26 protein-coding genes are annotated in these 25,198 nt (G+C 68.5%); 12 read left to right on the forward strand and 14 right to left on the reverse strand.

Features of this window, described 5'->3' with window-relative positions; all coding sequences use genetic code 11:
• Window positions 1-10 precede the first annotated feature (10 nt).
• The 4 genes from EL337_RS20975 to EL337_RS20990 all read left to right on the forward strand — a co-directional run bounded on the left by EL337_RS20975 (window position 11) and on the right by EL337_RS20990 (window position 4,479).
• A complete protein-coding gene (locus EL337_RS20975) occupies window positions 11-1,306 on the forward strand; it encodes a magnesium transporter MgtE N-terminal domain-containing protein (protein WP_048633417.1) in 1,296 nt (431 codons plus the stop codon).
• Window positions 1,303-1,848, forward strand: coding sequence for a DUF1003 domain-containing protein (locus EL337_RS20980; protein WP_048633418.1), 546 nt, complete (start codon window positions 1,303-1,305; stop codon window positions 1,846-1,848). Before EL337_RS20975 ends, EL337_RS20980 begins: the two co-directional genes overlap by 4 nt.
• 87 nt (window positions 1,849-1,935) lie before the next feature.
• Entirely contained in the window at window positions 1,936-3,294 is a 1,359-nt protein-coding gene (locus EL337_RS20985) for a lytic transglycosylase domain-containing protein (RefSeq protein ID WP_048633419.1), read from the forward strand.
• Window positions 3,295-3,351: 57 nt separating this feature from the next.
• A complete protein-coding gene (locus EL337_RS20990) occupies window positions 3,352-4,479 on the forward strand; it encodes an Mrp/NBP35 family ATP-binding protein (protein WP_048633420.1) in 1,128 nt (375 codons plus the stop codon).
• Between the two features lie 13 nt (window positions 4,480-4,492).
• On the opposite strand, the gene tatB is transcribed toward EL337_RS20990, so the two are convergent.
• The 4 genes from tatB to sigE all read right to left on the reverse strand — a co-directional run bounded on the left by tatB (window position 4,493) and on the right by sigE (window position 7,792).
• Entirely contained in the window at window positions 4,493-4,912 is a 420-nt protein-coding gene (tatB, locus tag EL337_RS20995; protein ID WP_048633421.1) for a Sec-independent protein translocase protein TatB, read from the reverse strand.
• Between the two features lie 2 nt (window positions 4,913-4,914).
• Window positions 4,915-6,405 (reverse strand): serine protease HtrA, encoded by a 1,491-nt coding sequence (htrA, locus tag EL337_RS21000; RefSeq protein WP_048633422.1) that lies wholly within the window; start codon window positions 6,403-6,405, stop codon window positions 4,915-4,917.
• Window positions 6,406-6,492: 87 nt separating this feature from the next.
• Window positions 6,493-6,888, reverse strand: a complete 396-nt coding sequence (rseA, locus tag EL337_RS21005) for an anti-sigma E factor RseA (RefSeq protein ID WP_048633498.1) — start codon at window positions 6,886-6,888, stop codon at window positions 6,493-6,495.
• A 97-nt stretch (window positions 6,889-6,985) separates the two neighbouring features.
• Window positions 6,986-7,792, reverse strand: coding sequence for an RNA polymerase sigma factor SigE (gene sigE / locus EL337_RS21010; protein ID WP_048633423.1), 807 nt, complete (start codon window positions 7,790-7,792; stop codon window positions 6,986-6,988).
• 177 nt (window positions 7,793-7,969) lie between these two features.
• Between sigE and EL337_RS21015 the strand changes: the two genes are divergently transcribed.
• The 6 genes from EL337_RS21015 to EL337_RS21040 all read left to right on the forward strand — a co-directional run bounded on the left by EL337_RS21015 (window position 7,970) and on the right by EL337_RS21040 (window position 13,284).
• Window positions 7,970-8,650, forward strand: a complete 681-nt coding sequence (locus tag EL337_RS21015) for an O-methyltransferase (protein WP_048633424.1) — start codon at window positions 7,970-7,972, stop codon at window positions 8,648-8,650.
• 120 nt (window positions 8,651-8,770) lie between these two features.
• A complete protein-coding gene (locus tag EL337_RS21020; RefSeq protein WP_048633425.1) occupies window positions 8,771-9,433 on the forward strand; it encodes a TetR/AcrR family transcriptional regulator in 663 nt (220 codons plus the stop codon).
• Window positions 9,426-10,328: an ABC transporter ATP-binding protein gene (locus EL337_RS21025; protein WP_048633426.1), complete on the forward strand. Its 903-nt coding sequence runs from the start codon at window positions 9,426-9,428 to the stop codon at window positions 10,326-10,328. The genes EL337_RS21020 and EL337_RS21025 overlap by 8 nt, the downstream gene beginning before the upstream one ends.
• Before the next feature lie 2 nt (window positions 10,329-10,330).
• Window positions 10,331-11,953: an ABC transporter permease gene (locus tag EL337_RS21030; protein WP_048633427.1), complete on the forward strand. Its 1,623-nt coding sequence runs from the start codon at window positions 10,331-10,333 to the stop codon at window positions 11,951-11,953.
• A gap of 11 nt (window positions 11,954-11,964) precedes the next feature.
• Entirely contained in the window at window positions 11,965-12,639 is a 675-nt protein-coding gene (locus EL337_RS21035; protein WP_048633428.1) for a methyltransferase family protein, read from the forward strand.
• A gap of 36 nt (window positions 12,640-12,675) precedes the next feature.
• On the forward strand, window positions 12,676-13,284 hold the full coding sequence (locus EL337_RS21040) for a DUF4126 domain-containing protein (RefSeq protein ID WP_048633429.1): 609 nt from the start codon (window positions 12,676-12,678) through the stop codon (window positions 13,282-13,284).
• A gap of 46 nt (window positions 13,285-13,330) precedes the next feature.
• On the opposite strand, the gene EL337_RS21045 is transcribed toward EL337_RS21040, so the two are convergent.
• Window positions 13,331-14,566: a sensor domain-containing diguanylate cyclase gene (locus tag EL337_RS21045; protein ID WP_048633430.1), complete on the reverse strand. Its 1,236-nt coding sequence runs from the start codon at window positions 14,564-14,566 to the stop codon at window positions 13,331-13,333.
• 18 nt (window positions 14,567-14,584) lie between these two features.
• Window positions 14,585-15,799, reverse strand: a complete 1,215-nt coding sequence (glgC, locus tag EL337_RS21050; protein WP_126316638.1) for a glucose-1-phosphate adenylyltransferase — start codon at window positions 15,797-15,799, stop codon at window positions 14,585-14,587.
• Window positions 15,800-15,960: 161 nt separating this feature from the next.
• Between glgC and glgA the strand changes: the two genes are divergently transcribed.
• On the forward strand, window positions 15,961-17,124 hold the full coding sequence (gene glgA, locus EL337_RS21055; RefSeq protein ID WP_109860151.1) for a glycogen synthase: 1,164 nt from the start codon (window positions 15,961-15,963) through the stop codon (window positions 17,122-17,124).
• A 10-nt stretch (window positions 17,125-17,134) separates the two neighbouring features.
• Here the strand turns inward: glgA and EL337_RS21060 are convergent, their stop codons facing one another.
• From EL337_RS21060 to EL337_RS21090, 7 genes are all read right to left on the reverse strand, one after another.
• Window positions 17,135-17,302 (reverse strand): DUF3117 domain-containing protein, encoded by a 168-nt coding sequence (locus EL337_RS21060; protein ID WP_003406247.1) that lies wholly within the window; start codon window positions 17,300-17,302, stop codon window positions 17,135-17,137.
• Window positions 17,303-17,561: 259 nt separating this feature from the next.
• Window positions 17,562-18,170 carry a DNA-3-methyladenine glycosylase I gene (locus tag EL337_RS21065; RefSeq protein ID WP_048633432.1) on the reverse strand — a complete coding sequence of 203 codons (609 nt, stop codon included), beginning with the start codon at window positions 18,168-18,170 and terminating at the stop codon, window positions 17,562-17,564.
• Complete coding sequence (locus EL337_RS21070; protein WP_048633433.1) at window positions 18,167-18,538, reverse strand: DivIVA domain-containing protein; 372 nt, start codon at window positions 18,536-18,538, stop codon at window positions 18,167-18,169. Before EL337_RS21070 ends, EL337_RS21065 begins: the two co-directional genes overlap by 4 nt.
• A gap of 33 nt (window positions 18,539-18,571) precedes the next feature.
• Window positions 18,572-19,534, reverse strand: coding sequence for a glucosyl-3-phosphoglycerate synthase (locus EL337_RS21075; protein WP_048633434.1), 963 nt, complete (start codon window positions 19,532-19,534; stop codon window positions 18,572-18,574).
• Entirely contained in the window at window positions 19,531-20,355 is an 825-nt protein-coding gene (folP, locus tag EL337_RS21080) for a dihydropteroate synthase (RefSeq protein ID WP_232786840.1), read from the reverse strand. The genes EL337_RS21075 and folP overlap by 4 nt, the downstream gene beginning before the upstream one ends.
• Before the next feature lie 128 nt (window positions 20,356-20,483).
• The gene (gene fadD6, locus EL337_RS21085) at window positions 20,484-22,289 is read right to left on the reverse strand and encodes a long-chain-acyl-CoA synthetase FadD6 (RefSeq protein ID WP_048633436.1); all 1,806 of its coding nucleotides are present in this window, start codon (window positions 22,287-22,289) and stop codon (window positions 20,484-20,486) included.
• Between the two features lie 34 nt (window positions 22,290-22,323).
• Window positions 22,324-22,887, reverse strand: coding sequence for a cytokinin riboside 5'-monophosphate phosphoribohydrolase (locus EL337_RS21090; protein ID WP_048633437.1), 564 nt, complete (start codon window positions 22,885-22,887; stop codon window positions 22,324-22,326).
• Between the two features lie 31 nt (window positions 22,888-22,918).
• On the opposite strand from EL337_RS21090, the gene EL337_RS21095 reads away from it, so the two are divergent.
• Window positions 22,919-24,919, forward strand: a complete 2,001-nt coding sequence (locus tag EL337_RS21095; RefSeq protein ID WP_048633438.1) for an ATPase AAA — start codon at window positions 22,919-22,921, stop codon at window positions 24,917-24,919.
• A gap of 1 nt (window position 24,920) precedes the next feature.
• On the opposite strand, the gene EL337_RS21100 is transcribed toward EL337_RS21095, so the two are convergent.
• The gene (locus EL337_RS21100; protein ID WP_048633439.1) at window positions 24,921-25,148 is read right to left on the reverse strand and encodes a hypothetical protein; all 228 of its coding nucleotides are present in this window, start codon (window positions 25,146-25,148) and stop codon (window positions 24,921-24,923) included.
• Window positions 25,149-25,198: the final 50 nt, after the last annotated feature.

Below are 25,198 nucleotides of genomic sequence, written 5' to 3' on the forward strand. Positions count from 1 at the left end.
CTCTACATCTATGGCGTCGGTCAACAGGGTGTACGCGGCTCGGCTCGCGGGAATGGTCGTGCTCGGACCCGACGGCGAATCGATCGGACGGGTGCGCGATGTGGTCATCGGTATCAGCGCCGTCCGCCAGCAGCCGAGGGTTCTCGGGCTGGTCATCGAGTTGCTCACGCGGAGAAGAATTTTCGTCCCCATTCTGCGTGTCACGGCGATCGAGCCCGGGGCGGTCACCCTGTCGACCGGCAGTGTGTCGCTGCGCCGCTTCTCCCAGCGACCGGGCGAGGTCCTCGTGCTGGGACAGGTGCTCGAGACCCGGGTGCGCATCAACGATCCGGATCTGCCCGAGCTCGTGGGGCTCGACGTCGTCGTCGTCGACCTCGGCATCGAACAGACCCGCACCCGCGACTGGACGGTCACCCGCGTCGCGGTGCGCCCGCAACGCAGGCTCGGCCGTCGCAGCAACGTCTACACCGTCGACTGGCAGCACGTGCACGGCCTCACCCCGTCCGGCCTCGCGATGCCCGACCAGGGCGTCGCCTCGCTCCTCGAACAGTTCCAGGGCCAGCGGCCCGTCGAGGTGGCCGACGCCATCCGCGAGTTGCCCCACAAACGGCGCCACGAGGTGGTCAACGCACTCGACGACGAGCGGCTGGCCGACGTGCTGCAGGAGTTGCCCGAGGACCAGCAGGTGGAACTGCTCCGCCAGTTGAAGACCGACCGTGCCGCCGACGTGCTGGAGGCGATGGATCCCGACGACGCCGCCGACCTCCTCGGCACGATGACCCCGGCCGACGCCGAACAGTTCCTGCGCCGCATGGACCCCGAGGATTCCGAAGACGTGCGCCGGTTGCTCAGCCACTCCCCGAACACCGCGGGCGGCCTGATGACCTCCGAGCCGGTGGTGCTGGCACCTGACACCACCGTCGCGGAAGCCCTTGCCCGGGTGCGGGATCCGGATCTCACCCCCGCCGTCGCGTCCCTGGTGTTCGTGGTTCGCCCACCGACCGCCACACCGACCGGCCACTATCTGGGCTGCGTACATCTGCAGCGGCTGCTGCGCGAACCGCCCGCCTCTCTGGTCAGCGGGATGGTCGACAAAGATCTGCCCAGCCTCGGGCCCGAAGACTCACTCAGCGCGCTCACGCGCTATTTCGCGGCGTACAACCTGGTGTGCGGACCGGTGGTCGACGAGGAGAATCACCTGCTCGGCGCGGTCTCGGTGGACGACGTGCTGGACCATCTGCTGCCGGACGACTGGCGTGAACGGGAAGCCGAAGCCGTGATCGTGGCCGCCGAGGGCACGACATGAGCGACTCCTCAGCGCGCCAACGCCTCGACACGCCCAAGAGCTCTCGGTCCATCGCGCCCCGGCTGGACATCGAGGCGGTGGGCCGGGTCAGCGAACAGTTCGCCCGATTCCTGGGGACGGGCCGCTACCTGGCGATCCAGACCGTCTTCGTCATCATCTGGGTCCTGCTCAACGTGGGCGCGTTCGCCTGGCAGTGGGACCCGTACCCGTTCATCCTGCTCAACCTCGCGTTCTCGACCCAGGCCGCGTATGCGGCGCCGCTGATCCTGCTGGCCCAGAATCGGCAGGAGAACCGCGACCGTGTGGCCCTGGAGGAGGACCGCAGGCGCGCCGAACAGACCAAGGCCGACACCGAGTTCCTGGCCCGCGAGCTCGCGGCGCTGCGGCTCGCCGTGGGCGAGGTAGCCACCCGCGACTACCTGCGCCGCGAACTGGAGGAGATTCGCCACCTCATCGAGGAGTTGCACGGCGACGCCCGAACAGACGGCGGCGAACCGAGCAAACAGCGTGCAGGTGAGAAGAAGGCCAAGAAATCAGGTTGAGACGGCTGGGCGATTGCCGTCACACCGGCGTGTGGCTATGGGTATGGTGACTTGGTTCACAGGCGATCTCACAGCTAGGACGGTTGAGTGCACATAGGGGGAGGACCGGCCCTACACGCCGCACGCCGTCGCGCAGGGCAACTCGTCCGCACGCCGGCCATCGGAGTCGCCGCCGTCCTCACCCCTCTGGTTCTGGCCGGCGCTGTCGGCGCCTCCGCTCCCACGACCCATACGCCCACCCGCGATCCCGCAGTGATGCCGCTGGCCGCGGTCGCCCCGTCGTCGAACCAGAAGTCCGGCCTCTCGGTGGTCGCGGTCGCCAGGACGCCTGCGCCGTTGCGCACCGTCGCCAGCGCCTCCTCCGCGCCCCCACCCCCGGTCGTGGTGAGTGCGCCGGGCACACTGCGCATTCCGTCGATGGCGTTGGCGGCGTACCGCAACGCCGAGACGATGATGGCGTCCGCCTACCCCGGATGCGGGTTGAGCTGGAACCTGTTGGCCGGCATCGGTCGGATCGAGTCGGCGCACGCCAACGGTGGCGCCACCGACGCCCGCGGCACCGCGGTGCGCCCGATCTACGGACCGAGCCTCGACGGCACACTGCCGGGCAACGAGGTCATCGTGCAGAGTCGGACGGCCGACCGCGTCACCTACGCGCGGGCCATGGGGCCGATGCAGTTCCTGCCCGGCACCTGGTCGCGCTACGCCTCCGACGGGGACGGCGACGGCAAAGCCGAAGTCCAGAACGTGTTCGACGCCTCGCTGGCGGCGGCCCGGTACCTGTGCAGCGGCAACCTGAACCTGCGTAACCAGTCCGACGTGGTCGCCGCGATCCTGCGCTACAACAACTCGATGGCCTACGCCCAGAACGTGCTCAGCTGGGCGGCCGCGTACGCGACCGGCGTCGTCCCTGTCGACCTGCCGCCGATCACCGGCTCCGTCCCTGAGCTGGAAGCCACCGTCAGCAGCCATCTCGACCGCCGGGAAGGCCTCGGCCCCGGACTGCCGCTGAACGCGACGGGCCTGCCCGCCAACGACCCGCTGTCGCTCATCCCGCTGATGGAACGCACCGACGTGGCCAGCCAGATCAACACGGCCCTGCCCGGTTTCGTGCCCGGCCAGACGTTGGGGCCGCTGCCCGGGCCCATGCCCGCCGCTCAGCCGGCGCCCCAGCCGGCCGCGCCCCCGCCGCCGGCGTGGGTACCGCCGTGGATGCAGCCGCCGCCGCAGCAGCAGCCGCGTTGCGCCGTGTTCTGCATCCAGGATGTTGCGCCCGCCGCGCCGGCGCCTGTGCCCGCTCCTGCCGGACCGCTCGGTCTAGTGCCTCCTGCGCCGGCCGCGCCGCCGCTCCCTGCTGCCGGACCGCCGCCACCACCGGGACCTCTGCTGCCGGTCCCGCCGCCGCCGGCACCCGCGACGGGCCCGGCGCCCGGCCCGGTGGCCTGACGGTCGCGACCGCCCGCATTCGGGGATGCGCCACCCTGGCGCCTAGACTCGACGGTGATGTCTGCTACCCCGAATGACCTGGAAGCGGCGGTACGTACCGCGCTGGGCAAGGTGATCGACCCCGAACTGCGGCGCCCGATCACCGAAGTCGGCATGGTCAAGAACGTCACCGTGGACGCCGACGCATCGGTGCACGTCGAGGTGTATCTGACCACCTCCGCATGCCCGAAGAAGACCGAGATCACCGACAGGGTGACCCGCGCGGTCCAGGATGTCCCCGGCACCGGCGCGGTCACGGTGACCCTCGACGTCATGAACGACGAGCAGCGCACCGAATTGCGCAAGCTCCTGCGCGGCGACTCCCGCGAGCCCGTCATCCCCTTCGCGCAGCCGGGATCGTTGACCAAGGTGTACGCCGTCGCGTCCGGCAAGGGCGGCGTCGGCAAGTCCAGCGTCACCGTGAACCTGGCGGCCGCGATGGCCGCGCGTGGTCTGTCGGTGGGACTGCTTGACGCCGACATCTACGGCCACTCCGTACCCCGGATGATGGGCACCACGGATCGTCCCACCCAGGTCGAATCGATGATCCTGCCGCCGGTGGCGCACGAGGTCCGGGTGATCTCGATCGCCATGTTCACCCAGGGCAACACACCCGTGGTGTGGCGCGGGCCGATGCTGCACCGGGCGCTTCAGCAGTTCCTCGCCGACGTGTACTGGGGCGACCTGGACGTGCTGCTGCTGGATCTGCCACCCGGCACCGGCGACATCGCGATCTCGGTGGCGCAGCTGATTCCCGGCGCTGAGATCCTGGTGGTCACCACCCCGCAGCTGGCCGCTGCGGAGGTCGCCGAGCGAGCCGGGGCGATCGCGCTGCAGACCCGTCAGCGCATCGCCGGTGTGGTGGAGAACATGGTCGACGGCCCTGTGCTCAAGATGTTCGGCGAAGGCGGCGGACGCCACGTCGCCGAGAGCCTGTCGCGCTCTGTCGGCGCCGAGGTGCCGCTGCTCGGGCAGGTCCCGCTGGACCCGGACCTGGTGAGCGCCGGTGACTCCGGCACCCCGCTGGTGCTCAGCGCACCGGACTCGCCGGCCGGCAAGGAACTGCGCAAGATCGCCGACGCACTGTCCAGCCGCAGGCGGGGCCTTGCGGGTATGTCGCTGGGGCTCGACCCGGCGGGCCGCTGACGCCCCAGCGTCGTCAGGTCGCGTCGGTGTCGTACGGCGTCGAGGCGCTCGGCTCCGGCGGCGTGGCCGCCGATGCGGGAGTCTGCTGATCCTGGGGCACCGGTGTAGGACCACCGCTGGACTGCGGCTTCTCCTGGGGCGGTGTCTTGCCCGTGAAGATCGAGTCGTCCCCGTCGAGAAGGTGCTTGGTCAGGGCCGCACGCGGGGTCATGCCACGCAGCTTCTGCAACTCGGACAGCGGTTCACGAAGGTCGTCGAACTCCGGGCCGAGATCCTCGCGTAGCTGGCTCGTCGCACCCGTCACGTAGTCGCGGGCCTGGCGCACCGCACCGGCGGTCCACCGGATTGCGCCGGGCAGCCGCTCCGGTCCCAGGATCACCAGACCGGCGATCACCAGGACCAACATCTCGCCCCAGCCGACATTGGCGAACACGGCTACGTGCTGTCGTCGCCGTTGGGAGTCACCGTCAGCGTCACGCGGCGGCCGTCGCGGACGACCTCGATGGGCGCCGGCTCGTTGATGGCGAGTTGGCGGACCGCGACGATGAACTCGTCGGCATCGGCAACGTCACGGTCCCCCACCTTGACGACAACGTCGTTCTCCAGGATGCCCGCACGCTCGGCCGGGCTGTCCGGTGACACGTCGGCCACCTGTGCGCCCTTGGAGACGTCGTTGCTCACCGAGCGGGCCGTCAATCCCAGTGTGGGATGGGCGATCTTGCCGCTCTGGATCAGGGTCTCGACCACCTGCTTGACCTCGTTGACCGGGATCGCGAAGCCGAGGCCGCTGGCACTGTCCGACAGCGACTTGCCCGCCGTGTTGATGCCGATGACCTCAGAGTTCATGTTGATCAGCGGTCCACCGGAGTTGCCGTGGTTGATGGACGCGTCGGTCTGCACACCGTCGATCACGGTGTCGGTGTCGGAACCGTCGCCCGACAGCGGCACCGGCCGGTGCAGGGCACTGATGATGCCGTGGGTGACCGTGCTGCGCAGGCCCAGCGGGGCTCCCGCGGCGATCACTTCCTCACCGACGCGCAGCTTCTCGGAATCACCCATCCGGGCCACCGACAGGTTGTCGACGTTGTCGACTTTGAGCACGGCAAGGTCGGTCTTGGGGTCACGGCCGACCAGGTTGGCCGGCACCTCGGTGCCGTCGTTGAACACCACCGACATCTTGAACTCGCTGGGATTCGTGGCGGCTTCGGAGATGACGTGGTTGTTGGTCACGATGTAGCCGCGGCCGTCGACGACGACACCCGAGCCCTGAGAACCCTCCGTCTCACTGGTCGCCTCGATGGTGACCACCGAATCAGCTACTGCCGCAGCTACTTTGGCGAGCTGGCCCTGCGGCTCGCCATCCGCGCTGCCGCTGGTGTCCAACGTGACCTTGGAGGTGGTGAACGCTTCGACCACCTCGGCGGTGGTACGCCCCACCCAGCCGCCAGCGACGCCGATCAGCAGCGCCGCAATGCCGAGTACCGCGAGGGCGACGTAGGACACCCGGCCGCCGAACAGCACATCGCGGACACCGAGCTTGCCGGTGGGCGCCGCGACGACGGTGGGTCCGGAAGGAGTGAGCGCGGGCGTGCCGAGCGCCGCGGCAGCCCCAGGATTGCGCCACGGATCGTCTGGCTCGTCGCCGGCGCCGTCACGTTCGGCATCGAGGGCACCTGCATCGGTGGGGTGCCGCTGCAGTGATTCGCCACCGCGGTAGGGCCGGCTGAACGCCTCGGCCAGCACGGGGTCGGGCGCCTGATCCTTGGGGGCGTACTCGCCCTGATCGCGATGCTTGTCGGCGCCCAGAAAGGAGCCGTTGACCCCCGACGGCCGTCCGAACGTCCGCTGAGCCGCCGGATCGACAGGCGGACGTGACACCGGCCGCGGCTGAAGACGTTCCCGACCGGTCTCGTCCAGATTGCTCACCCGTTCATCGCCCTTTCACGTCTTGCCACCCGCTGTCACGGTGCCAGCAATCGTCGACGCACGTAGGTGGTCGACTCGGCCTCAACCCTACCGGCGTTTGCGACGAGGCCGCTGCGTGCCGTCAGCTAACTGCGGCGTTTCGGCCGGCTCGTCAGCCTCCACCGGAGTGTGGTTCGGGATCTGGGACAACAACCCCAGCAAAGAACTTGGCATCGCCACCGGGCGGCAGTCCCGCAACGCTTCCCGGGCCTGGCGTTGAGCGTCGACCTCGAGGGCGCACTCCGGGCACAGTGACAGATGATGGGCGGCGCGCAGGTGTGCGGTCATTCTCAGCTCGCCGTCGACGAACGCCGCCAGTGCCTCGATGGACAGGTGCTCGGTGGACCCGAACTGGCGGGGCCCCACCGGGTCGTCGCTCTGCGAGGCAAATTGCGTCGGCAGCCACGAGAACGCTCGGCGGAACGCATGTCCGGGATCGAACACCACCCAGCTCCTCTCCGCCCGACGTCGTGTCGCCAGCCCTATGTCAGAAGACGTACTTCGAATGTAGCGCGGGTTGGTGTGCGACATCGCGAGAACGTCAGGCGGACTCGGCCATGTCCCTGGCGTCGGCCAAGGTGGAGGCACCCGAATGGCGGGCCAGGTAGTCACGCAGCGCCTGCCGTCCACGGTGGATTCGGCTGCGCACGGTGCCGAGTTTGACGCCGAGCGTCGCCCCGATCTCCTCGTAGGACAGGCCCTCGATGTCACACAGCACCACGGCTGCGCGGAATTCCGGCGCCAGCGAGTCCAGGGCGGCCTGCAGGTCGGCGCCCAGCCGTGAGTCGTGGTAGATCTGCTCCGGGTTCGGCTCGTCGGCCGGCACGCGGTCGTAGTCCTCGGGCAGGGCCTCCATACGGATGCGGCCACGGCGCCGAACCATGTCGAGGAACAGGTTGGTCGTAATGCGGTGCAACCAACCCTCGAAGGTGCCGGGCTGGTAGTTCTGCACCGACCGGAAGACGCGGATGAACGTCTCCTGGGTCAGGTCCTCCGCGTCGTGCTGATTGCCGGACAGCCGATAGGCCAAGCGGTACACCCGGTCGGCGTGCTGGCGAACCAGCTCGTCCCAACTGGGCATCGCGGCCTTGTCACCGGTGGCGTCGAACACCGCGGTGCCCGACAGCTCGTCGGTGGGCTCCACCCATTCGGCATCGGTGAACTGCTCCAGATGGGCCATCGAAACAGGTGACGCCACGGTTGCAGCGCCAGAGACGGTATTGGGGCCGGAATTGGCGGTCGTCGGATCCTCCAGGTCGAAGTGGTCGGAGAGCATAACGCCACGTGAGGCGGTGTTGTTCCCTGAGCGCGCGGTACCGGTGCGTGCGGCCGAAGCGCGTTCTGTCATGCGACTACCGTCTCCTGTGCTGGTATGTCAGGCATATGAGCAAACTGAACATTTCCTGAGAAAGCTTGCTACCCCGTTTTTCACCAGCGGAAACGATGCGTGGGAGACGGTGATCACCGTTGCCGGGGCCGGGCGTGTCGCAACCACCGCCGGGCGGGCTGGCTCTACGCTGCGGGCATGGCCAGCACCGACGAGCCAGGAGCAGGCTCCGGCGATTCCACCACCCGCACCGGGCAGGCCGAAGCGATCGTCCATCACGCCGAACACTCGATCTCCGAGGACGCCATCGTCGCCGCCGCCCGGGAGCGGGCGGTCGACATCGGCGCCGGCGCGGTGACCCCCGCGGTCGGCGCACTGCTGTGCGTCCTGGCCAAGCTCACCCATGCGCGCGCCGTCGTGGAGGTGGGCACCGGCGCCGGGGTGAGCGGGCTGTGGCTGCTGTCCGGTATGCGCGAGGACGGGGTCCTGACGACGATCGACGTCGAACCGGAACACCAGCGCATCGCCAAGCAGGCGTTCACCGAGGCCGGGGTGGGCCCCGGGCGGACCCGGTTGATCGGCGGCCGCGCCCAGGAAGTGCTGACCCGCCTGGCCGACGACTCCTACGACCTCGTGTTCATCGACGCCGACCCCGCAGACCAGCCCCAGTTCGTGGTCGAAGGCGTGCGACTGCTGCGCCCGGGAGGCGCGATCGTCGTGCACCGCGCCGCCCTCGGCGGACGTGCCGGCGACGCCAACGCCAAGGACAACGAGGTCGCCGCGGTGCGGGAAGCGGCACGGTTGATCGCCGAGGACGAACGGCTGACGCCGGTGCTCATCCCATTGGGCGACGGACTGCTGGCCGCCGCCCGCGACTGACCCACCCCCTCATCCGAGGGTCACATCCGGGTGCCCGTCGGCGGACCCGCCGAATTTTGACGATTTCTTGACGCCATCCCCTCTTGCCCCCGCACTGAACGCATGTTTAGTGTACTGAACATGCGTTCAGCGGAGGATCTCACCGCGGCGGCCCGCATCCGCGATGCCGCCATCGATCAATTCGGCCGGGCCGGGTTCGCGGTGGGACTTCGCGCCATCGCCACCGCCGCGGGGGTCAGCCCCGGCCTGGTGATCCATCACTTCGGCTCCAAAGACGGATTGCGCGCAGCGTGCGACGACTACATCGCCGACACCGTCCTTGCCGCCAAGACCGAGTCGATCCAGACATCCGATCCCGCAACCTGGTTCGCGCAGCTGGCAGAGATCGAGGAGTACGCCCCGATGATGGGCTACCTCGTGCGGAGCCTTCAATCGGGTGGCGAGCTGGCGAAAAGGCTGTGGCGCACCATGATCGACAACACCGAACGGTACGTCGAAGAAGGTGTGCGAGCCGGGACGATAAAGCCGAGCGCTGACCCGAGGGCCAGGGGCCGGTTTCTCGCGATGACCGGCGGCGGAGCGTTCCTGCTCTACCTCCAGATGCACGACGACCCGACGAATCTGCGCGCCGTCCTCCGCGACTACAGCGAGGAGATGGTGCTGCCTGCCCTCGAGCTCTACACCAACGGGCTGATGGCGGACTCCACCATGTACGACGCGTTCCTCGCCCAACGCGAACACGGCATTCCGTTCACCTCGACAGAAGGAGCCCACGGTGAGTGACAACGGACCGGCAGTCGACATCAGAGAGCTGCAGAAGTCGTTCGGCCGCACCAAGGCTCTCGACGGCCTTGACCTCACCGTCGCACCCGGAGATGTGAGCGGTTTCCTCGGGCCCAACGGTGCGGGTAAATCCACCACGATCCGGGTGTTGCTGGGGCTGTTGCGCGCAGACGGCGGCACCGTCCGGCTACTCGGTGGCGATCCCTGGCGTGACGCGGTACACCTGCACCGCAGGATCGCCTACGTGCCAGGCGATGTCACGCTCTGGCCCAATCTGACCGGCATGCAGGCCATCGACTTCCTGGCCGCGCTTCGCGGTGCGGACGCCGTCGACCAGACCCGCCGCGACCAGCTGATCGAGCGCTTCGAGCTGGACCCGCACAAAAAGGCCCGCACCTACTCGAAGGGCAATCGGCAGAAGGTGGCGATCGTCGCCGCGTTCAGCACCCGCAGCGAGCTCTTCGTTCTCGACGAACCGACGTCGGGCCTCGACCCGTTGATGGAGCAGGCGTTTCAGCAGTGCGTTCGCGAGGTGGCCGACGAGGGTGCGGCGGTGCTGCTGTCCAGCCACATCCTTGCCGAGGTCGAGAAGCTCTGCGACACAGTGACGATCGTCCGGGCGGGTCGCACCGTGCGTTCCGGCACGTTGGCGGACATGCGTCACCTGATGCGCACCAGTGTCACGGCACGGACCCGCGGAGACGGCCGCAACCTGGAGCATGCCCCCTACGTTCACGACTTCCTCATCGACGACAACCGAGTGCGGTTCTCGGTGGACCGTGACCACCTTGACCGTGCGATGGCCGACCTCAGTGGGCTGGGACTCGACGAACTGACGGTGACGCCCGCGTCGCTGGAGGACATGTTCCTGCGCGAATACCAAGGGGTGAGGTGATCATGAGCACCGGCACCGCCCAGTTTTCCGCGGGACGGCATGCGGCCGCCCCGGCCGCGTCCTCGTGGACGGGCACCGGACATCTGATCCGGCTGGCCCTGCGCCGAGACCGTGTGCGCCTGTCGATCTGGATCGGCGCGCTGGCGTTGACCATGGTCTACGCGCCCAATGCGATCAAGCTGGCCTACCCCGAGGAGGCGCAGCGCCAGGCGCGGGTCGATCTACTCAAGACCCCCGCCGGGATGATGTTGGGCGGTCCGATGTTCGGCGGCAACGAAACCGAGCTCGGCGCGATGATGGCCAACGAACTGATGCTGACCCTCATCATCGCGACGTCGATCTTGGCCATCCTCACCGTGATTCGACATACCCGCGCCGAGGAGGAGGGCGGAGCGGCGGAACTCGTTCTGGCAGCGCCCGTCGGCCGCTACGCCCGTACGGCTGCCGCGCTGACGGTCGTCGTCGGGGTCAACGCTGTTCTGGCAGTGACGATGACGGCGGCCATGGCCGCCAGCGGCTTCCGTGTCATCGACTCCGCAGGTATGTGCCTCGGCGTCACGGCGGTGGCAACGGTGTTCGGCGCGGTCGCCGCCGTCACCGCCCAGATGTGGCGGGCTGCGCGCGGCGCCACCGGAGCAGCGATGGCGACACTCGCTCTGGCCGCCTTGATCCGCGGCATCGGCGATGTCATCGACAACTCGGGCAGTGCGCTGAGCTGGTTCTCCCCCATCGCGTGGGCGCAGCAGATGCGCCCGTTCGTCGATTTGCGGTGGTGGCCGATCGCGCTCCTGGTCGCGCTGACCGTTGGCCTCATCGCGCTGGCCGCAGCGCTGGAAGTCCGCCGCCAGTACGACGACGGCACCATCGCCGCGACCGGCGAACGCCCCGCCGCCCATCCGGTTCGTGGCGTCCTCGGACTGCACCTCACGCTGCAGCGCGGCCAGACGATCGGCTGGTCGGCCGGACTGTTCGTGGCGGGCCTGGCATTCGGTTCCATGACGAAGTCACTGCTGGACGCCGCCGAGGGCAACGAGTTGATCGCCCGCGTCATCTCGACGCAGGGCACCGACGGTGTGTACACCACGATGACGCAGTTCCTCGCCGCGGCGGCAATCGCGTACGTCGTGTCGGCAGTACTGCGGGTGTACGCCGACGAGCAGTCCGGCCTCGGGGAAGCGGTGCTGGGCGGAGCCGTGTCTCGCTGGCGGTGGCTGCTGACCGCCGTCGCGGCGGCCGTACTCGGCGGGGCGGTACTGATGTTCTTCGCGGGACTGGGCAACGGTCTCGGTGCGGGCATCACGGTGGGTGATCCGCCGACAGTGCTGAGGCTGACGGTGGCCGGCCTGGCCTTCGTGCCCGCTCTCGCAGTACTGGCCGGGGTCGCGGCTCTGGCCGTCGCGCTGCGTCAAAGCTGGATCGGCTGGCTGGCAGTGACTTTCGTCGTGATGGCGCTCTACCTCGGCGCACTGCTGCGGCTTCCCCGGTGGCTGATCGACCTGTCGCCGGTCGGACGGACCACCGCACCCGTCGACGTACCCGTCGTCGCGATGGTCGTGATGGCGGCGGCAGCAACAGGTTTGGCGTTGACGGCCGGCGCGATCTACCGACGCCGCGACGCGGCGTAAGGAGGCATGACGTGAAAACGGCGCTGCAGACCGTGGCCTCGGCCCTGTTCGGTGTCGCCTTCTTCGGCATCTCCCTGTTCGTACCCGCGGGAACGTTCGACTACTGGCAGGCGTGGGTGTTCATCGCGGTGTTCGCGCTCACGACGATGGTGCCGTCGGCGATACTCGCGGTGCGTTATCCCGATGCGCTCGCCCGTCGGATGAAGGCCGGGCCCGCAGCGGAAAGCCGCCCTGCCCAACGGATCATCATCACCCTCACGATCGGGCTGGTCTTCGCGACGCTCGCGCTGTCGGCCGTCGATCACCGGTTCGGCTGGTCGACGGTGCCGGTGTGGCTCATCGTCGTCGGGAACGTCCTCGTGGCGACCGGACTGGGCCTCGCACAGCTCGTGGTGGTGCAGAACAACTTTGCCGGAGCGAGCATCACCGTCGAGGCCGACCAACCATTGGTGTCGACAGGGCTCTACGGGATGGTGCGACACCCGATGTACATGGGCACGGTGATCATGATGATCGGTACTCCGCTGGCGCTGGACTCGCTGTGGGGACTGCTCTGCGTGCTGGCCGCGATCCCGGTTCTGGCGGCGCGCATCGTCGACGAGGAGAGGATGCTCGTCGACGAGCTTGCCGGCTACCCGGATTACACGCAGCGGGTGCGCTTTCGGCTGATCCCCGGGGTGTGGTGACCCCCGACGGCGACGATCCCGCCGCATACTGAGTTCATGGAGCTGCTCACCGGCTTCGGCCTGGCGACGGCCGCGGGTCTGAACGCGTACATCCCGCTGCTGGCGCTCGGCCTGCTGGCGCGATTCACCGACCTGGTGACGCTCCCCGCGGGCTGGGCATGGCTGGAGAACGGCTGGGTGATGGCCATCGTCGCGGTCCTGCTGGTCATCGAGATCGTCGCCGACAAGGTGCCCGCGCTCGACAGCGTCAACGACGTCGTCCAGACCGTGGTGCGTCCGACCGCGGGCGGCATCGTCTTCGGATCGGGAACGGCCGCGCAGACGGCGGCGGTGTCCGATCCCGGTGCGTTCGCACAATCGGGTCAGTGGGTTCCGGTGGCCGTCGGCGTCGCGATCGCCCTGGTGGTGTCGTTGACGAAATCGACCGTGCGGCCGGCGGCCAACGTCGCCACGGCCGGCGTGGCCGCCCCGGTGCTGAGCACCGTCGAGGACATCGTCAGCGTGCTGCTGGTCTTCCTGGCGATCCTGGTGCCGGTGCTGGTTCTGGTAGCGGTGATCGCGCTGGCGTGGGCAGTATTCCGGTTGTTGCGACGACGGCGCAGGAATCAGCGTGCCGCCCCAACGACCCGCCGGGACGCGGGTTGACGACACCGTCGACAGGACCGGAGGGCGCTGCCCCGCCGCTCACCGACTACGCGATGCGGTAACCGTTGCGCCCGGCCGCCTTTGCCTCGTACATCGCGCGGTCGGCGGCCCGCAACAGCTCTTCACCGCTCGACGTCGACCCGCCGGTGACAATGCCGATACTCAGCCCGATCGATCCCGTCCACTCACCGATCGTCAGCGGCGCCGAGGCGGTGTCGATCAGCTGCTGGGCCAGCGCGACGGCAGACTCCAGCAGCGGCGCCCCGCTCTGGTGGACGACGACGAACTCGTCGCCGCCGCGGCGGGCGACGGTATCGGTGTCGGCCACACAGGACACCAGCCGCTCACCCACGGCGGTCAACACGGTGTCGCCGACGCTGTGCCCCAGTTCGTCGTTGACCTTCTTGAAGCCGTCCAGGTCGACACACAACACGGCGAAGTCGCCGTCGTGCCGTGCGCACCGGTCGATCTGCTCCTGGAGTCGCTCGTAGAGCAGTGCCCGGTTCGGCAGCCCGGTCAAGGTGTCGTGAGAGGCGTTGTGTGCCAGTCGCGTTTCGAGCTCTTTGCGGCGGGACGTGTCACGCACGGAGACCACGTACCCATCCCGGACGCCGGTGACCGGGTCGTGCGTCACCCGGACGAACGCCTCTAGCCACACCCAGGAACCGTCTTTGTGACTCATCCGGTGTTCGGTGATGAAGCTGTCGATGTGGCCGTCCCGCATGGCGAGCATCTGCCGCCCGAACGCCTCCACGTCGTCCGGGTGGGTGATGTCGCGGGCACGGCTGCCGACGAGTTCGTGGGCGTCGAAGCCCAACAGTTCCGATATCGACGGTGACACGTACTGACGGACGCCGTCGAGGTTGCCCCGGATCAGGGTGTCCGCGGAGTTCTCCGCCACGAGTCGGTAGAGCGTCGCCTCGGCCGCCCGTTGCGCATGCAAGGACGCGAGCTCGCCGAAATCAGCGAGCCGGCGGCGGAGATCAGGGGTGGCCGGCCGGGGCTGCGGGTCGGTCGCCCAGAGCGCACCGACAACGTCGTCCGGTCCGCGGTGGATCGCAACGGCGCCGACGAATCCCGCGCCGGGAAAGGCGGACCGTGCCGGATGTGATGATCGGCGCGCGTCCTCGATGATCAGGACCGCACCGGGTCCCGGCCACAGATGTCGTGCCACCGCGGTGCCGTCACGGCTGACGAGCGCGCGCCCGCAATCCAGCGCGGCTTGCACCGAGCGGCACAGCACGTCGTCGAACGCTGCGTCTTCGGGGCCACCGACAGCCATGCCGCGGACGGACCTGGGTCAGATCCAGACGCCCTTGCCGACGGCGACGACGCCACCGGCACTGACGGTGAACCGCTCACGGTCCTTGTCCAGGTCCACGCCGACCATCTCGCCCGGCCCGACCACCACGTTCTTGTCCAGAATCGCGTGGCGCACCACAGCGCCCCGCCCGATGCGCACCCCGGGGTGCAGCACGCTGCCCTCGACGATCGCGCCGTCGTCGATGGCGACGTTGGACGACAACACCGAATTCCGCACCGAGGCGGCTGAAATGATGCTTCCCGCGCCGACCACCGACTCCTGCGCGGACCCGCCGTTGACGAACTTGGCGGGTGCGAGGTTCTCCGCGCCGCCGCGGATCGGCCAGCGCTTGTTGTAGAGGTTGAAGACCGGATGCACCGAAACCAGATCCATGTGCGCGTCATAGAAGGCGTCGAGTGTCCCGACGTCGCGCCAGTAACCGTGGTCGCGTTCGGTGGCGCCGGGCACCTCGTTGTTGTTGAAGTCGTACACCGAGGGCATACCGTCGGCCACCAGCCGCGGGATGATGTCACCGCCCATGTCATGGTCGGAGTCGTCGTCGTCGGCATCGGCGCGGATGGCGTCGATCAGCACCTTCGTCGTGAAGATGTAGTTGCCCATCGACGCGAAGGTCATCTCCGGATCGTCCGGGGTGCCTGGGGGGTCCACCGGCTTCTCCACCCAGCCGCGGATTCGGCCCGAGTCGTCGGCATCGATGCACCCGAACGCGCTGGCCTCGGCGCGCGGCACCCGGATACCAGCCACCGTGGCTCCGGCGCCGCTTTCGATGTGCTGCTGGACCATCTGCTCGGGATCCATCCGATAGACGTGGTCCGCGCCGAAGATCACGATGTAGTCGGGATCCTCGTCGTAGATCAGGTTCATCGACTGGTAGATCGCGTCCGCCGACCCGGTGTACCAGCGCGGACCGAGCCGCTGCTGCGCCGGGACCGGGGTGATGTACTCGCCGGCAAGCCCGGAAAGCCGCCAGTTCTGCGAGATGTGACGGTCCAGCGAATGCGACTTGTATTGCGTGAGCACACAGATCCGCAGGTAACGCGCGTTGACGAGATTCGAAAGCACGAAATCGATGAGCCGGTAGCCACCCCCGAACGGCACGGCAGGTTTGGCTCGGTCGGCTGTCAGCGGATAAAGCCGCTTGCCCTCTCCGCCTGCGAGGACGATGCCCAACACATGTGGCGCTTCCCTCATGGTGCCAACCTATCCGCACGTAGGGACGGGGGCCAGCCATTCGCACTTTTGCCACGACGCGCGCCGTCCGAGACGCGCCGCATATCGCGCGTTCTCGGGCTGTCCGTCAAGACAATTGGTGATGCGGCGCAACGCGTCGCGAAGTTGGATACGGTCACATCATGCGGGTGGCGATGATGACTCGGGAGTATCCACCCGAGGTGTACGGCGGTGCTGGTGTTCACGTCACCGAGCTGGTAGCGCAGTTGCGGCACCTCTGCGAGGTCGATGTGCACTGCATGGGAGCGCCGCGCCCCGGTGCGACGGTCGCCCAGCCCGACCCTGCACTGAAGGGCGCCAACGCGGCGCTGACGACGCTGTCGGCCGACCTCACCATGGCCAACGCCGCGTCCGAGGCCACCGTCGTGCACTCGCACACCTGGTACGCCGGGATGGCCGGGCATCTGGCGGCGATGCTGTACGGAGTTCCGCACGTTCTCACCGCGCATTCCCTGGAACCGATGCGGCCGTGGAAGGCCGAGCAGCTCGGCGGCGGTTACCGAATCTCGTCGTGGGTGGAGAAGACGGCCGTGGAGGCCGCCGATGCGGTGATCGCCGTCAGCTCGGGGATGCGGCGGGACGTGCTCGACACCTACCCCGCGCTGGATCCCGACCGTGTCCACGTCGTGCTCAACGGCATCGACACCGAGAAGTGGCGTCCGGTCGAAGCCGGTGGCGAGGGGTCGGTGCTCACCGAACTCGGGGTCGACCTGTCCCGGCCCATCGTCGCGTTCGTCGGCCGGATCACCCGGCAGAAAGGCGTCGCTCACCTGGTCGCCGCAGCTCACCATTTCGCGCCCGAGGTTCAACTGGTGCTGTGCGCGGGCGCCCCCGACACCCCTGAGATCGGCGAAGAGGTGGCGTCCGCGGTGCGGGAACTCTCGGAGTCTCGCTCAGGCGTGTTCTGGGTGCGGGAAATGTTGCCGCAGCCGAAGATCGACGAAATTCTCTCGGCATCAACGACTTTCGTGTGCCCGTCGGTCTACGAGCCCCTGGGCATCGTGAACCTTGAGGCGATGGCGTGCGGCACCGCGGTGGTGGCCTCCGATGTCGGGGGAATTCCCGAGGTGGTCGCCGACCAGGAGACGGGGCTGCTGGTTCACTACGACGCCAACGACACCGCGTCGTTCGAACGAGAACTCGCCTATGCGGTCAATACGCTTGTCGCCCAGCCCGACAAGGCAGACCAGTTCGGAGCTGCCGGTCGGCAGCGCTGCATAGAAGAATTCTCGTGGGCGCAGATCGCCGAGCAGACGCTGGAGATCTACCGCAAGATCTCGGCGTAGCGCAACGGCGCTAGCTCGTCACACCTTTGAGTTCGTCGCCCAGAGCGGCCGCCTCGTCCGGGGTGAGTTCGACGACGAGTCGACCACCGCCTTCCAGTGGAACCCGCATAACGATGCCTCGCCCCTCCTTGGTTGCTTCCAGTGGACCGTCTCCAGTCCGGGGCTTCATCGCCGCCATCGAGTGCTCCCTCCACATGGGCGTGCCCCTAAGGGCTTGGTCTGTCCGTGAGCCGGAGCTGGGCACCGTTCGACGTGCACTGACAGCACCCGGCTCTGAACTGCTACAGACCTCCATTGTTCCCTATGCACGCCAACTCGTGTGCGAAGACCCGGCTATAGCGGCCCGGACGACGAGTTCAACACCCGTACGAGGGCATGCCGCCGGCCTGATTCGGCCACCCCGGTGATCGTCACAGACCCGCGAAGGCCCCGGCCCCTCAGCTCTGCAGCCGCGGCACCCAGCAGGCCGCCACGTGGTCGTCGACCATCCCGGTGGCCTGCATCAAGGCGTAGGCGGTGGTGGGCCCCACGAAGCGGAACCCGCGCTTCTTGAGATCCTTGGCCATCGCCGTGGATTCCGGTGTCACCGCCGCCACCTCTGCGAGGGTGGCGGGCCGTGGTCGCGTCGCTCGGTCCGGCGGCGCGAACGACCACAGCAGCTCCCCCAGGTCGACGCCGGCGTCTGCGAGGTCGGCGACGACCCGCGCATTGGAGATCGTGGCGTCGACCTTCGCGCGGTTGCGCACGATTCCGGTGTCGGCCATCAGCCGGTCCACGTCGCGGTCACCGAAGCGCGCGATGCGTTCGACGTCGAACCCCGCGAACGCCGCGCGAAAGTTGTCCCGCTTGCGCAGGATGATCAGCCACGACAGCCCGCTCTGGAAGGCCTCCAGGCTGACGCGCTCGAACAGTGCCGCCGAATCTCGAAGAGGCCGGCCCCATTCGGTGTCGTGGTAATCGCGGTAAAGGGTGAAGTCGTCGTCGGACAACCGGGATTGGTCGATCCATCCGCAGCGGATCCGCGCGTCGGCGACGGAGGTGGTCATGCGTCGTCCCGCACGGCTTCCGGCGACGACGCGTGTGCGCCGGTGTCGAACCCGTCCTGCGCACCGTCGTGGTCGACCCCGTAGGCGGCACGCACAGCGGTGAGTTCCCCGCGCAGCGCGTCGATCTCCTGACCCAACCGCTCGAGCACCCAGTCGACCTCGCTGGTCTTGTAGCCGCGCAGGGTCTGCGCGAACTTCAGTGCCTCGACGTCGGCGCCGGTGACCCCCGACGCGGGCAGCACGGTGGCCGTCGTCCCCTGCGGCAGCGGTGGAAGGACCTCACCGCGGCCGAAGAGCACGCTGCCGACGGCGAACAGCACGATGCCGACGAGCACGAGCACAACGAGGTAGAGAAGGACCAGAGTCACCCCTCGATAGTGCCCGACGCGTGCGACAGAACGTCAGCGAGGGCGCAGCGTGATCATCGCCGGACGGTCGTCCAGCGACACCGACGAGGTGCGCGGCGTGTAGTCCTCGCCGTCGGCGAAGAACTGCGTCAGCCCGACCCCGGAGTCGGGGACACCGCACCGCGACAGCAGGGTGGCGATGACCTGCCTGCTCATCGACGCTAGCTCGGTCAGCGGCCGGTTGCGGTGGGTCCGCACGCCGAGGTTGACCTGGGCGAGACCGTCGAGTCCCAGCCGGTCGTAGGTGTCGACGAGCAGCCCGATCTCGACGCCGTAGCCCGGGGCGAACGGGACCGCGGTCAGCAGCTCGCGGGTACCGGCGTACTCGCCGCCCAACGGCTGATAGATGCACGTCAGTTCGGGTCGCAGCGCGGCCAGCAACGGGCGCGCCACCAACTCGGTGACCCGGCCGCCGCCACTGGCATCCTCGCTGCCGCTGACCTTGAGCGGCCGCCGGTAGAAACCCTTGACCAGGTGCACCCCGTCGGCGGTGAGCAGCGGTCCGAGCAGCTTGGGCACGAACATCGGATCGGGGTCGAGCAGATCGGAGTCCACGAACGCGATGAGGTCGCCGGTGGTGGCGGCCAGCGAGCGCCACAACACCTCCCCCTTGCCGGGCTGCGGCGGGACCTCGGGCAGCGCAGCCTCGCGGCTGATCACGCGGGCTCCTGCGGCGAGCGCCCGGATCTCGGTGTCGTCGGTCGAGCCGGAGTCGAGCACGATCAGCTCGTCGACGAGTCCGCCCAGCAGCGGGGTGATGGTCTCGACGACGGAGGCGACGGTCTCCTCCTCGTTGAGCGCGGGCAGCACCACCGACACCGTGCGGCCCTGCTTCGCGGCTTCGAGCTCGGCGATCGTCCACGCCGGCCTGCTCCAGCTGCGTTCGGTGAGCCACCGGTGTTCGGCCACAGCTTCCGTGGCGAGCAGATCAGATACTCGGTCGGATAACACAGTCATGCCAGTCCCCTCACCGTGCGAGTCGGCGGCCGCGCGCCCTGGATCGACGCGACCATCTCCAGTACGCGTCGTGTGGGCCCGACCTCGTGCACCCGGAACATCGCGGCACCGTCGGCGGCCGCCAGAGCGGTGGCAGCCAGGGTGCCGTCCAAGCGTTCTGTCAGGTCCACACCCAGAGTTTCCCCGACAAAATCCTTGTTACTCAGCGCCATCAGGACCGGCCATCCAGTGTTAACAAGGTCTTTTACATGGCGCAACAAACTAAGACCGTGGTAAGTGTTCTTGCCGAAATCGTGGGTCGGATCGATCAGGATGCCGTCGCGCCGCACACCCAGCGCCACCGCGCGGTCGGCGGCGGCGGTCGTCTCGGCGATGACGGCGTCGACCACGCCGCGCTCGGAGAGCCCGTAGTTGACCCGGAATGGACGGGTGCGGGGCACCGCCCCGCCGGTGTGTGAGCACACCAGCCCGGCCCCGAACTCGGCGGCGACCGCGGCGAGGTCCTGATCGTGGCCACCCCAGGTGTCGTTGATCAGGTCCGCCCCCGCTGCACAGGCCTGCTTGGCCACCTCGGCGCGCCAGGTGTCGACGCTGATCAGTTGGTCGGGGAAGGTCGCGCGCAGCCATTCGATGAACGGCACGACGCGGGTGATCTCCTCGTCCACGTCAACGCTGACGCCGGGCCCGGCTTTCACGCCGCCGACGTCGACGATGTCGGCGCCCTCGTCGACCACCCGGTGCGCGGCCTCCTTGGCGGCCTCGTCGCCGAAGGTGGCGCCCCGGTCGTAGAACGAGTCCGGGGTGCGGTTGACGATCGCCATGATCAGGGCGCGATCGCCCGCCACGGGTCGTCCCAGGAACGTCGACTGCACGACACCAGGCTACGTTCGTGTGCGAATTCGGCGCGTTGCGCGGCGCCCAGCGCCGTCAAGCGCCGCCGCGCCCCCCGCTACTTGGGCTTCTTGCCGTCCTTCACCTCGGCGAGGTACTCGTCGTAGAACGGCACATAGCCCTCGCTCTTGCCGGACAGCACGTAGATCGGGTCTTCGACCTTGACGTCGTCGTCGTCACCCTCGCCGCTGGAACCGCCATAGCCCTCTTTGCGCAGGTCACCCTTCTGACTCTTGAACGTCGAGGTGTGCGCCAGCTCCTTGACCACCCGGACGAACAGGGGCACCGCGTACGGCGGCAGCTTGTCGAAGGCCGCCTTGGCCAGCGCCTTGCCGTCGAACTCCTTGCCGTCCTTGAGCTGGATGGCCACCATGCCCGCGCGGCCGCCGGTGTCGGGAACCTCGACGCCGAACACGGTCGCCTCCTCGACCTGCGTGTCGGTGGACACAGCCGCCTCGACCTCGGTGGTGGCGACGTTCTCGCCCTTCCACCGGAACGTGTCGCCGAGCCGGTCGGTGAACGCGGCGTGGCCGAACCCCTGCGCGCGCATCAGGTCACCGGTGTTGAACCACACGTCGCCGTCCTTGAAGGCGTCACGGACCAGCTTCTTCTCCGACTCCTTCTTGTCGGTGTAGCCGTCGAACGGCTGGAAGTTGCTGACCTTGGACAACAGCAGCCCCGGCTCGCCGTTCTTGACCTTCTTCACCCGACCGTCGTCGTCACGCACCGGATCGCCGGAGGCTTCGTCGTACTCGACGAACACGATCGGGCTGGGGCAGATGCCGGTGGTCTTGTCGATGTTGAGGACGTTGACGAAGGCGGTGTTGCCCTCGCTGGCCGCGTAGAACTCGCAGACCCGCTTGATGCCGAAGCGCTCGGTGAACTCGTCCCAGATCGCCGGCCGCAGCCCGTTGCCGCAGATGACGCGCACCTTGTGCTTGCGGTCGGTGGGCTTTTCCGGCTGGTTGAGCAGGTAGGTGCAGATTTCGCCGATGTAGACGAAAGCGGTGGCGTCGTGGTGGATGACGTCATCCCAGAACTTCGACGCCGAGAACGACTTGCCGAGCGCGAGCGTCGCGCCCGAGTTGAGCACCGACGACAACGCGACCGTCAACGCGTTGTTGTGGTACAGCGGCAGGCAGCAATACAGGGTGTCCTGGGCGTTCAACCGCATCCCGAGGCCGCCGAAGCCGGCCAGCGCACGCAGCCAGCGGTAGTGCGTCATCACACTGGCCTTCGGCATGCCGGTGGTACCCGAGGTGAAGATGTAGAAGGCCTTGTCCTTGGCCAGCACCGCCGACGTGGTGGCCGGGTTGGTCGTCGGAGCGGTCTCCGCGAGCTGCTTGAGTTCGTCGAGGGTCATCAAACCCTCGGTGTCGGCGCCGGACTCGGTGATGGGTTCGACGAACTCGGTGGCCGCGACGACGACCGACGCGGACAGCAGCCCCAGGCTGTGCTTGAGGACCTCGTCCCGCTGGTGGTAGTTGAGCATCCCTGAGATGGCGCCGCACTTGACCGCCGCGAGCATCAACAGCACCGGGTCCACCGAGTTGCGCAACATGATGCCGACGACGTCGCCGTGGCCGACGCCCTTGGCGGCGAGCACCGCCGCGTAGCGGTTGACCGTCTCGTTGGCCTCGCGGTAGGTGAGCGACTCGTCGCCGAACTTGATGAACACGTTGTCGGCGTGCCGCGCGGCGCGCTCCTGGAAGACCTTGCCGATCGACGTCTTGGCGGTGGGCCGGGCGCCGAACCCGGTCACCACGCCGCGCACGATCGTCGGGGTGTCCCTGAGCAGACCTGGTACCTGGCTCGCGATATCAAGCAGCCCGACGCTTCCGCGAGTCCCCGACTTGTTGCTCATGTGCGCTGCTCTTCCTCCGATGTCGATGTGTGGGTCACCCTAGCCGGGGTGCGCACGCAGCCAGAGCGGCTTCGACGTCGCCGACGACGGTGAGCCTGAGCAACGCGTCCTCGGCGACGTAGCCGGTTCCGACCAGCCCGCGCAACCAGGCCAGAAGACCGTCGTAATGTCCGAAGGGATCGAGCATCACGATCGGTTTGGTGTGCATACCCAAATAGCCCGCTGTCCAGGCTTCGAAGAATTCTTCGAGCGTCCCGATGCCGCCGGGCAGCGCGATGAACGCGTCCGCGCGGTCCTCCATCACCTGCTTGCGTTCCCGCATCGTGTCGGTGACGACGAGTTCGTCGGCCTCGGTGTCAGCGACTTCGCGGTGCACCAGAGCCTTGGGTATGACCCCGACCGTGTAGCCGCCGTGCGATCGCGCCGCGGCCGCGACGGCGCCCATCGCAGAGACGTTGCCACCGCCGGACACCAGCGACCAGCCCCTGTCGGCGACACCCTTGCCGACGGCCCGCGCGAGCTCCAGCAGCTCGGGATGGACCGGGCCGGACGCACAGTAGACGCACACTGCCCACTCACGATCTGGATCTCGGGACACACCAACAACCTAGCCACATAGACTCCGGCGTGTGCCTTCGCCTCAGTCTCTCGAATGGGTGACTGCGCCGCCCGATCCCACGCTCGACCTGCTCGAACACGGGGTGCGCACGTGCGCGGGTGCCGTGATGCTCGGTCCGGCGGGCGTCGGCAAGACGACGCTGGCGGGGCTGGCCGCGGAGCGGATGGCCGGCTCGTTTCCGCGGGTCGACCTGGTGCGCGCGACGACGTCGCGGCGGGCGGTTCCGTTCGCCGCGTTCGAGTGGCTGCTCGATGTGCCCGAGACGGGGTCGACCACGACGGTGCTGCGCGCGGCACGGCAGACGATCGGCGACGGCCGCCTTCTGGTGGTCGACGACGCGCACCTGCTCGATCCGCTGTCGGCCGCACTCGTGTACCAACTCGCGGTGGAGCGCGCCGTGCGACTCCTGGTCACCGCATCGGTCGACGACGCTCCCCTGCCCGCCGAGATCGCCGCCCTGTGGCAGGACGACCTGGTCACGCGGATCGACCTGCAGCCGCCTGGGCATGACGACGGCAGACTGCGTGCCCAGGTCGACGAGTTCGTCGCGACGCTGCCCGGCCCGGCGCACCGGGTGCTCGAACTCCTGTCGGTCTCCGATCCGTTGGCCCGGGTCGACGCGGAGGTGCTGGCGGGCGCCGACGCGGTGGAGGAGGCTGTGCGCGGCGGCGCGGTCATCACGGAGTCCGGCGAATTGCGACCGGCACATCCGCTGTTCCTCGACGCGGTCCGGGACGCACTCGGCGGGCCCGATCTGCGGCGGCTGCGCACCGCGATGGTCGACCGGACGGCGGGCACAGAGCTCGGGGTGGTCGGGCGGCTGCGGCTGGCGTCGTTGGCGATCGGCAGCGATCGTCCACAGTCGGTCGACGACACCTGTGCGGCCGCGCGCGACGCGTTGCGGCTGGGCGACCTGGAGCTGAGCGAACGACTGGGCCAGGCTGCCCTGGACCTGGCGCCGAACCTGAGCGCCCGACTGACCGTCGGTTACGCGCTCGCCTGGCAGGGCCGGGGCCGAGAGGCCGATGCGGTGCTCGCGGAGATCGACCCGGGCGCGCTGGCCGAGGACGAGCTGTTGGCGTGGGCGCTGCCCACGGCGGCCAACCAGTTCTGGATGCTGTCGGAGCCGGAGCGGGCGACGGCGTTCCTGCGAACCATACGGGGAAAGGTGTCCTCCCCCACGGCGCGCATCACGCTGGACGCGCTGTCGGCCACGTTCACCATGAATGCCGGAAATCTCTCCCGCGCAACCGAACTCGCTGACGAAGTACTGAGCTCCGCAGACGCCGACGATACCGCGGTCGGCTGGGCGGCGTCGGCGGCGGCGCTCAGCGCCGCGCGCATGGGCCGGTTTTCCGACGTCGACGACCTGGCGGAGCGTGCGCTGGCCGCCGGCCAACCGGGCCTGCTGCGGTTCACCAGCGGGTTCGGCCAGACCACAGCGCTGCTGATGACCGGCGAGCCGGAGAAGGCGCTCGAATCCGCCCAGCGGCTCGCCGATTTCGCGCAACGCCGTCAGCCCGGACGCGCCATCGGCGAAGTGCTGGTCGCCGACGCGCTGATCGCAGCCGGTGATCTGCCGCGCGCGGTGTCGCTGTTGCGCGGGGCGGCGTCGACGCTGGCACCGACAGGCTATTCCTGGGGGCCGCTCGCGTCGATGCTGCTGGCACAGGCGCTCGGCCGGCTCGGCCAGACCGTCGAGGCGGGAAAAGCTTTGGCGCGTGCGGAATCCCGGCATGGCCTCAAGTCGATGCTGTTCGCCCCGGAGCTCGCGCTGGCCCGGGCATGGACGATGGCGGCCCGCAACGACCCGCACGCCGCCGTCGCCGCCGCGCGGGAGGCGGTCAAATCGGCCGAGCGCGGTGGTCAGCTGGCCGTCGCACTGCGTGCCTCGGTCGACGGCGTGCGTCTCGGCGATCCGCGGGCGATGGACACATTGGCCCGGTTGTGCGGGGAACTCGACTGCGCGTTCGGCCGGGCCGCCCTGGCGAATGCTCGGGCAGGGGCCTGAACTACCGGTCCGGGTGCTCGTCGAGCTGGTCGGCGTGGTCCGGCTTCGGCATCGGGGGCATGGCGCCGAAGTAGATCTGGTCGAAATGGCTCGACGACCGCCGGGCCGGGAAACCCTTGGCCCAGCTGTTGCGGACGAACACGACGACCAGGGTCAGCAGCGCGACCGCAAGGAAGGCCAGCAGCGCGATCTTGGCGATGTCCATCGACTCGACGATATCGGCTGCCACGCATCCCCCGGTGCGCGACTTTTGCCGTCTCGGTCACCTCTCGGGCAGCC

Source organism: Mycolicibacterium aurum, from assembly GCF_900637195.1.
Taxonomy (GTDB): Bacteria; Actinomycetota; Actinomycetes; order Mycobacteriales; family Mycobacteriaceae; genus Mycobacterium; species Mycobacterium aurum.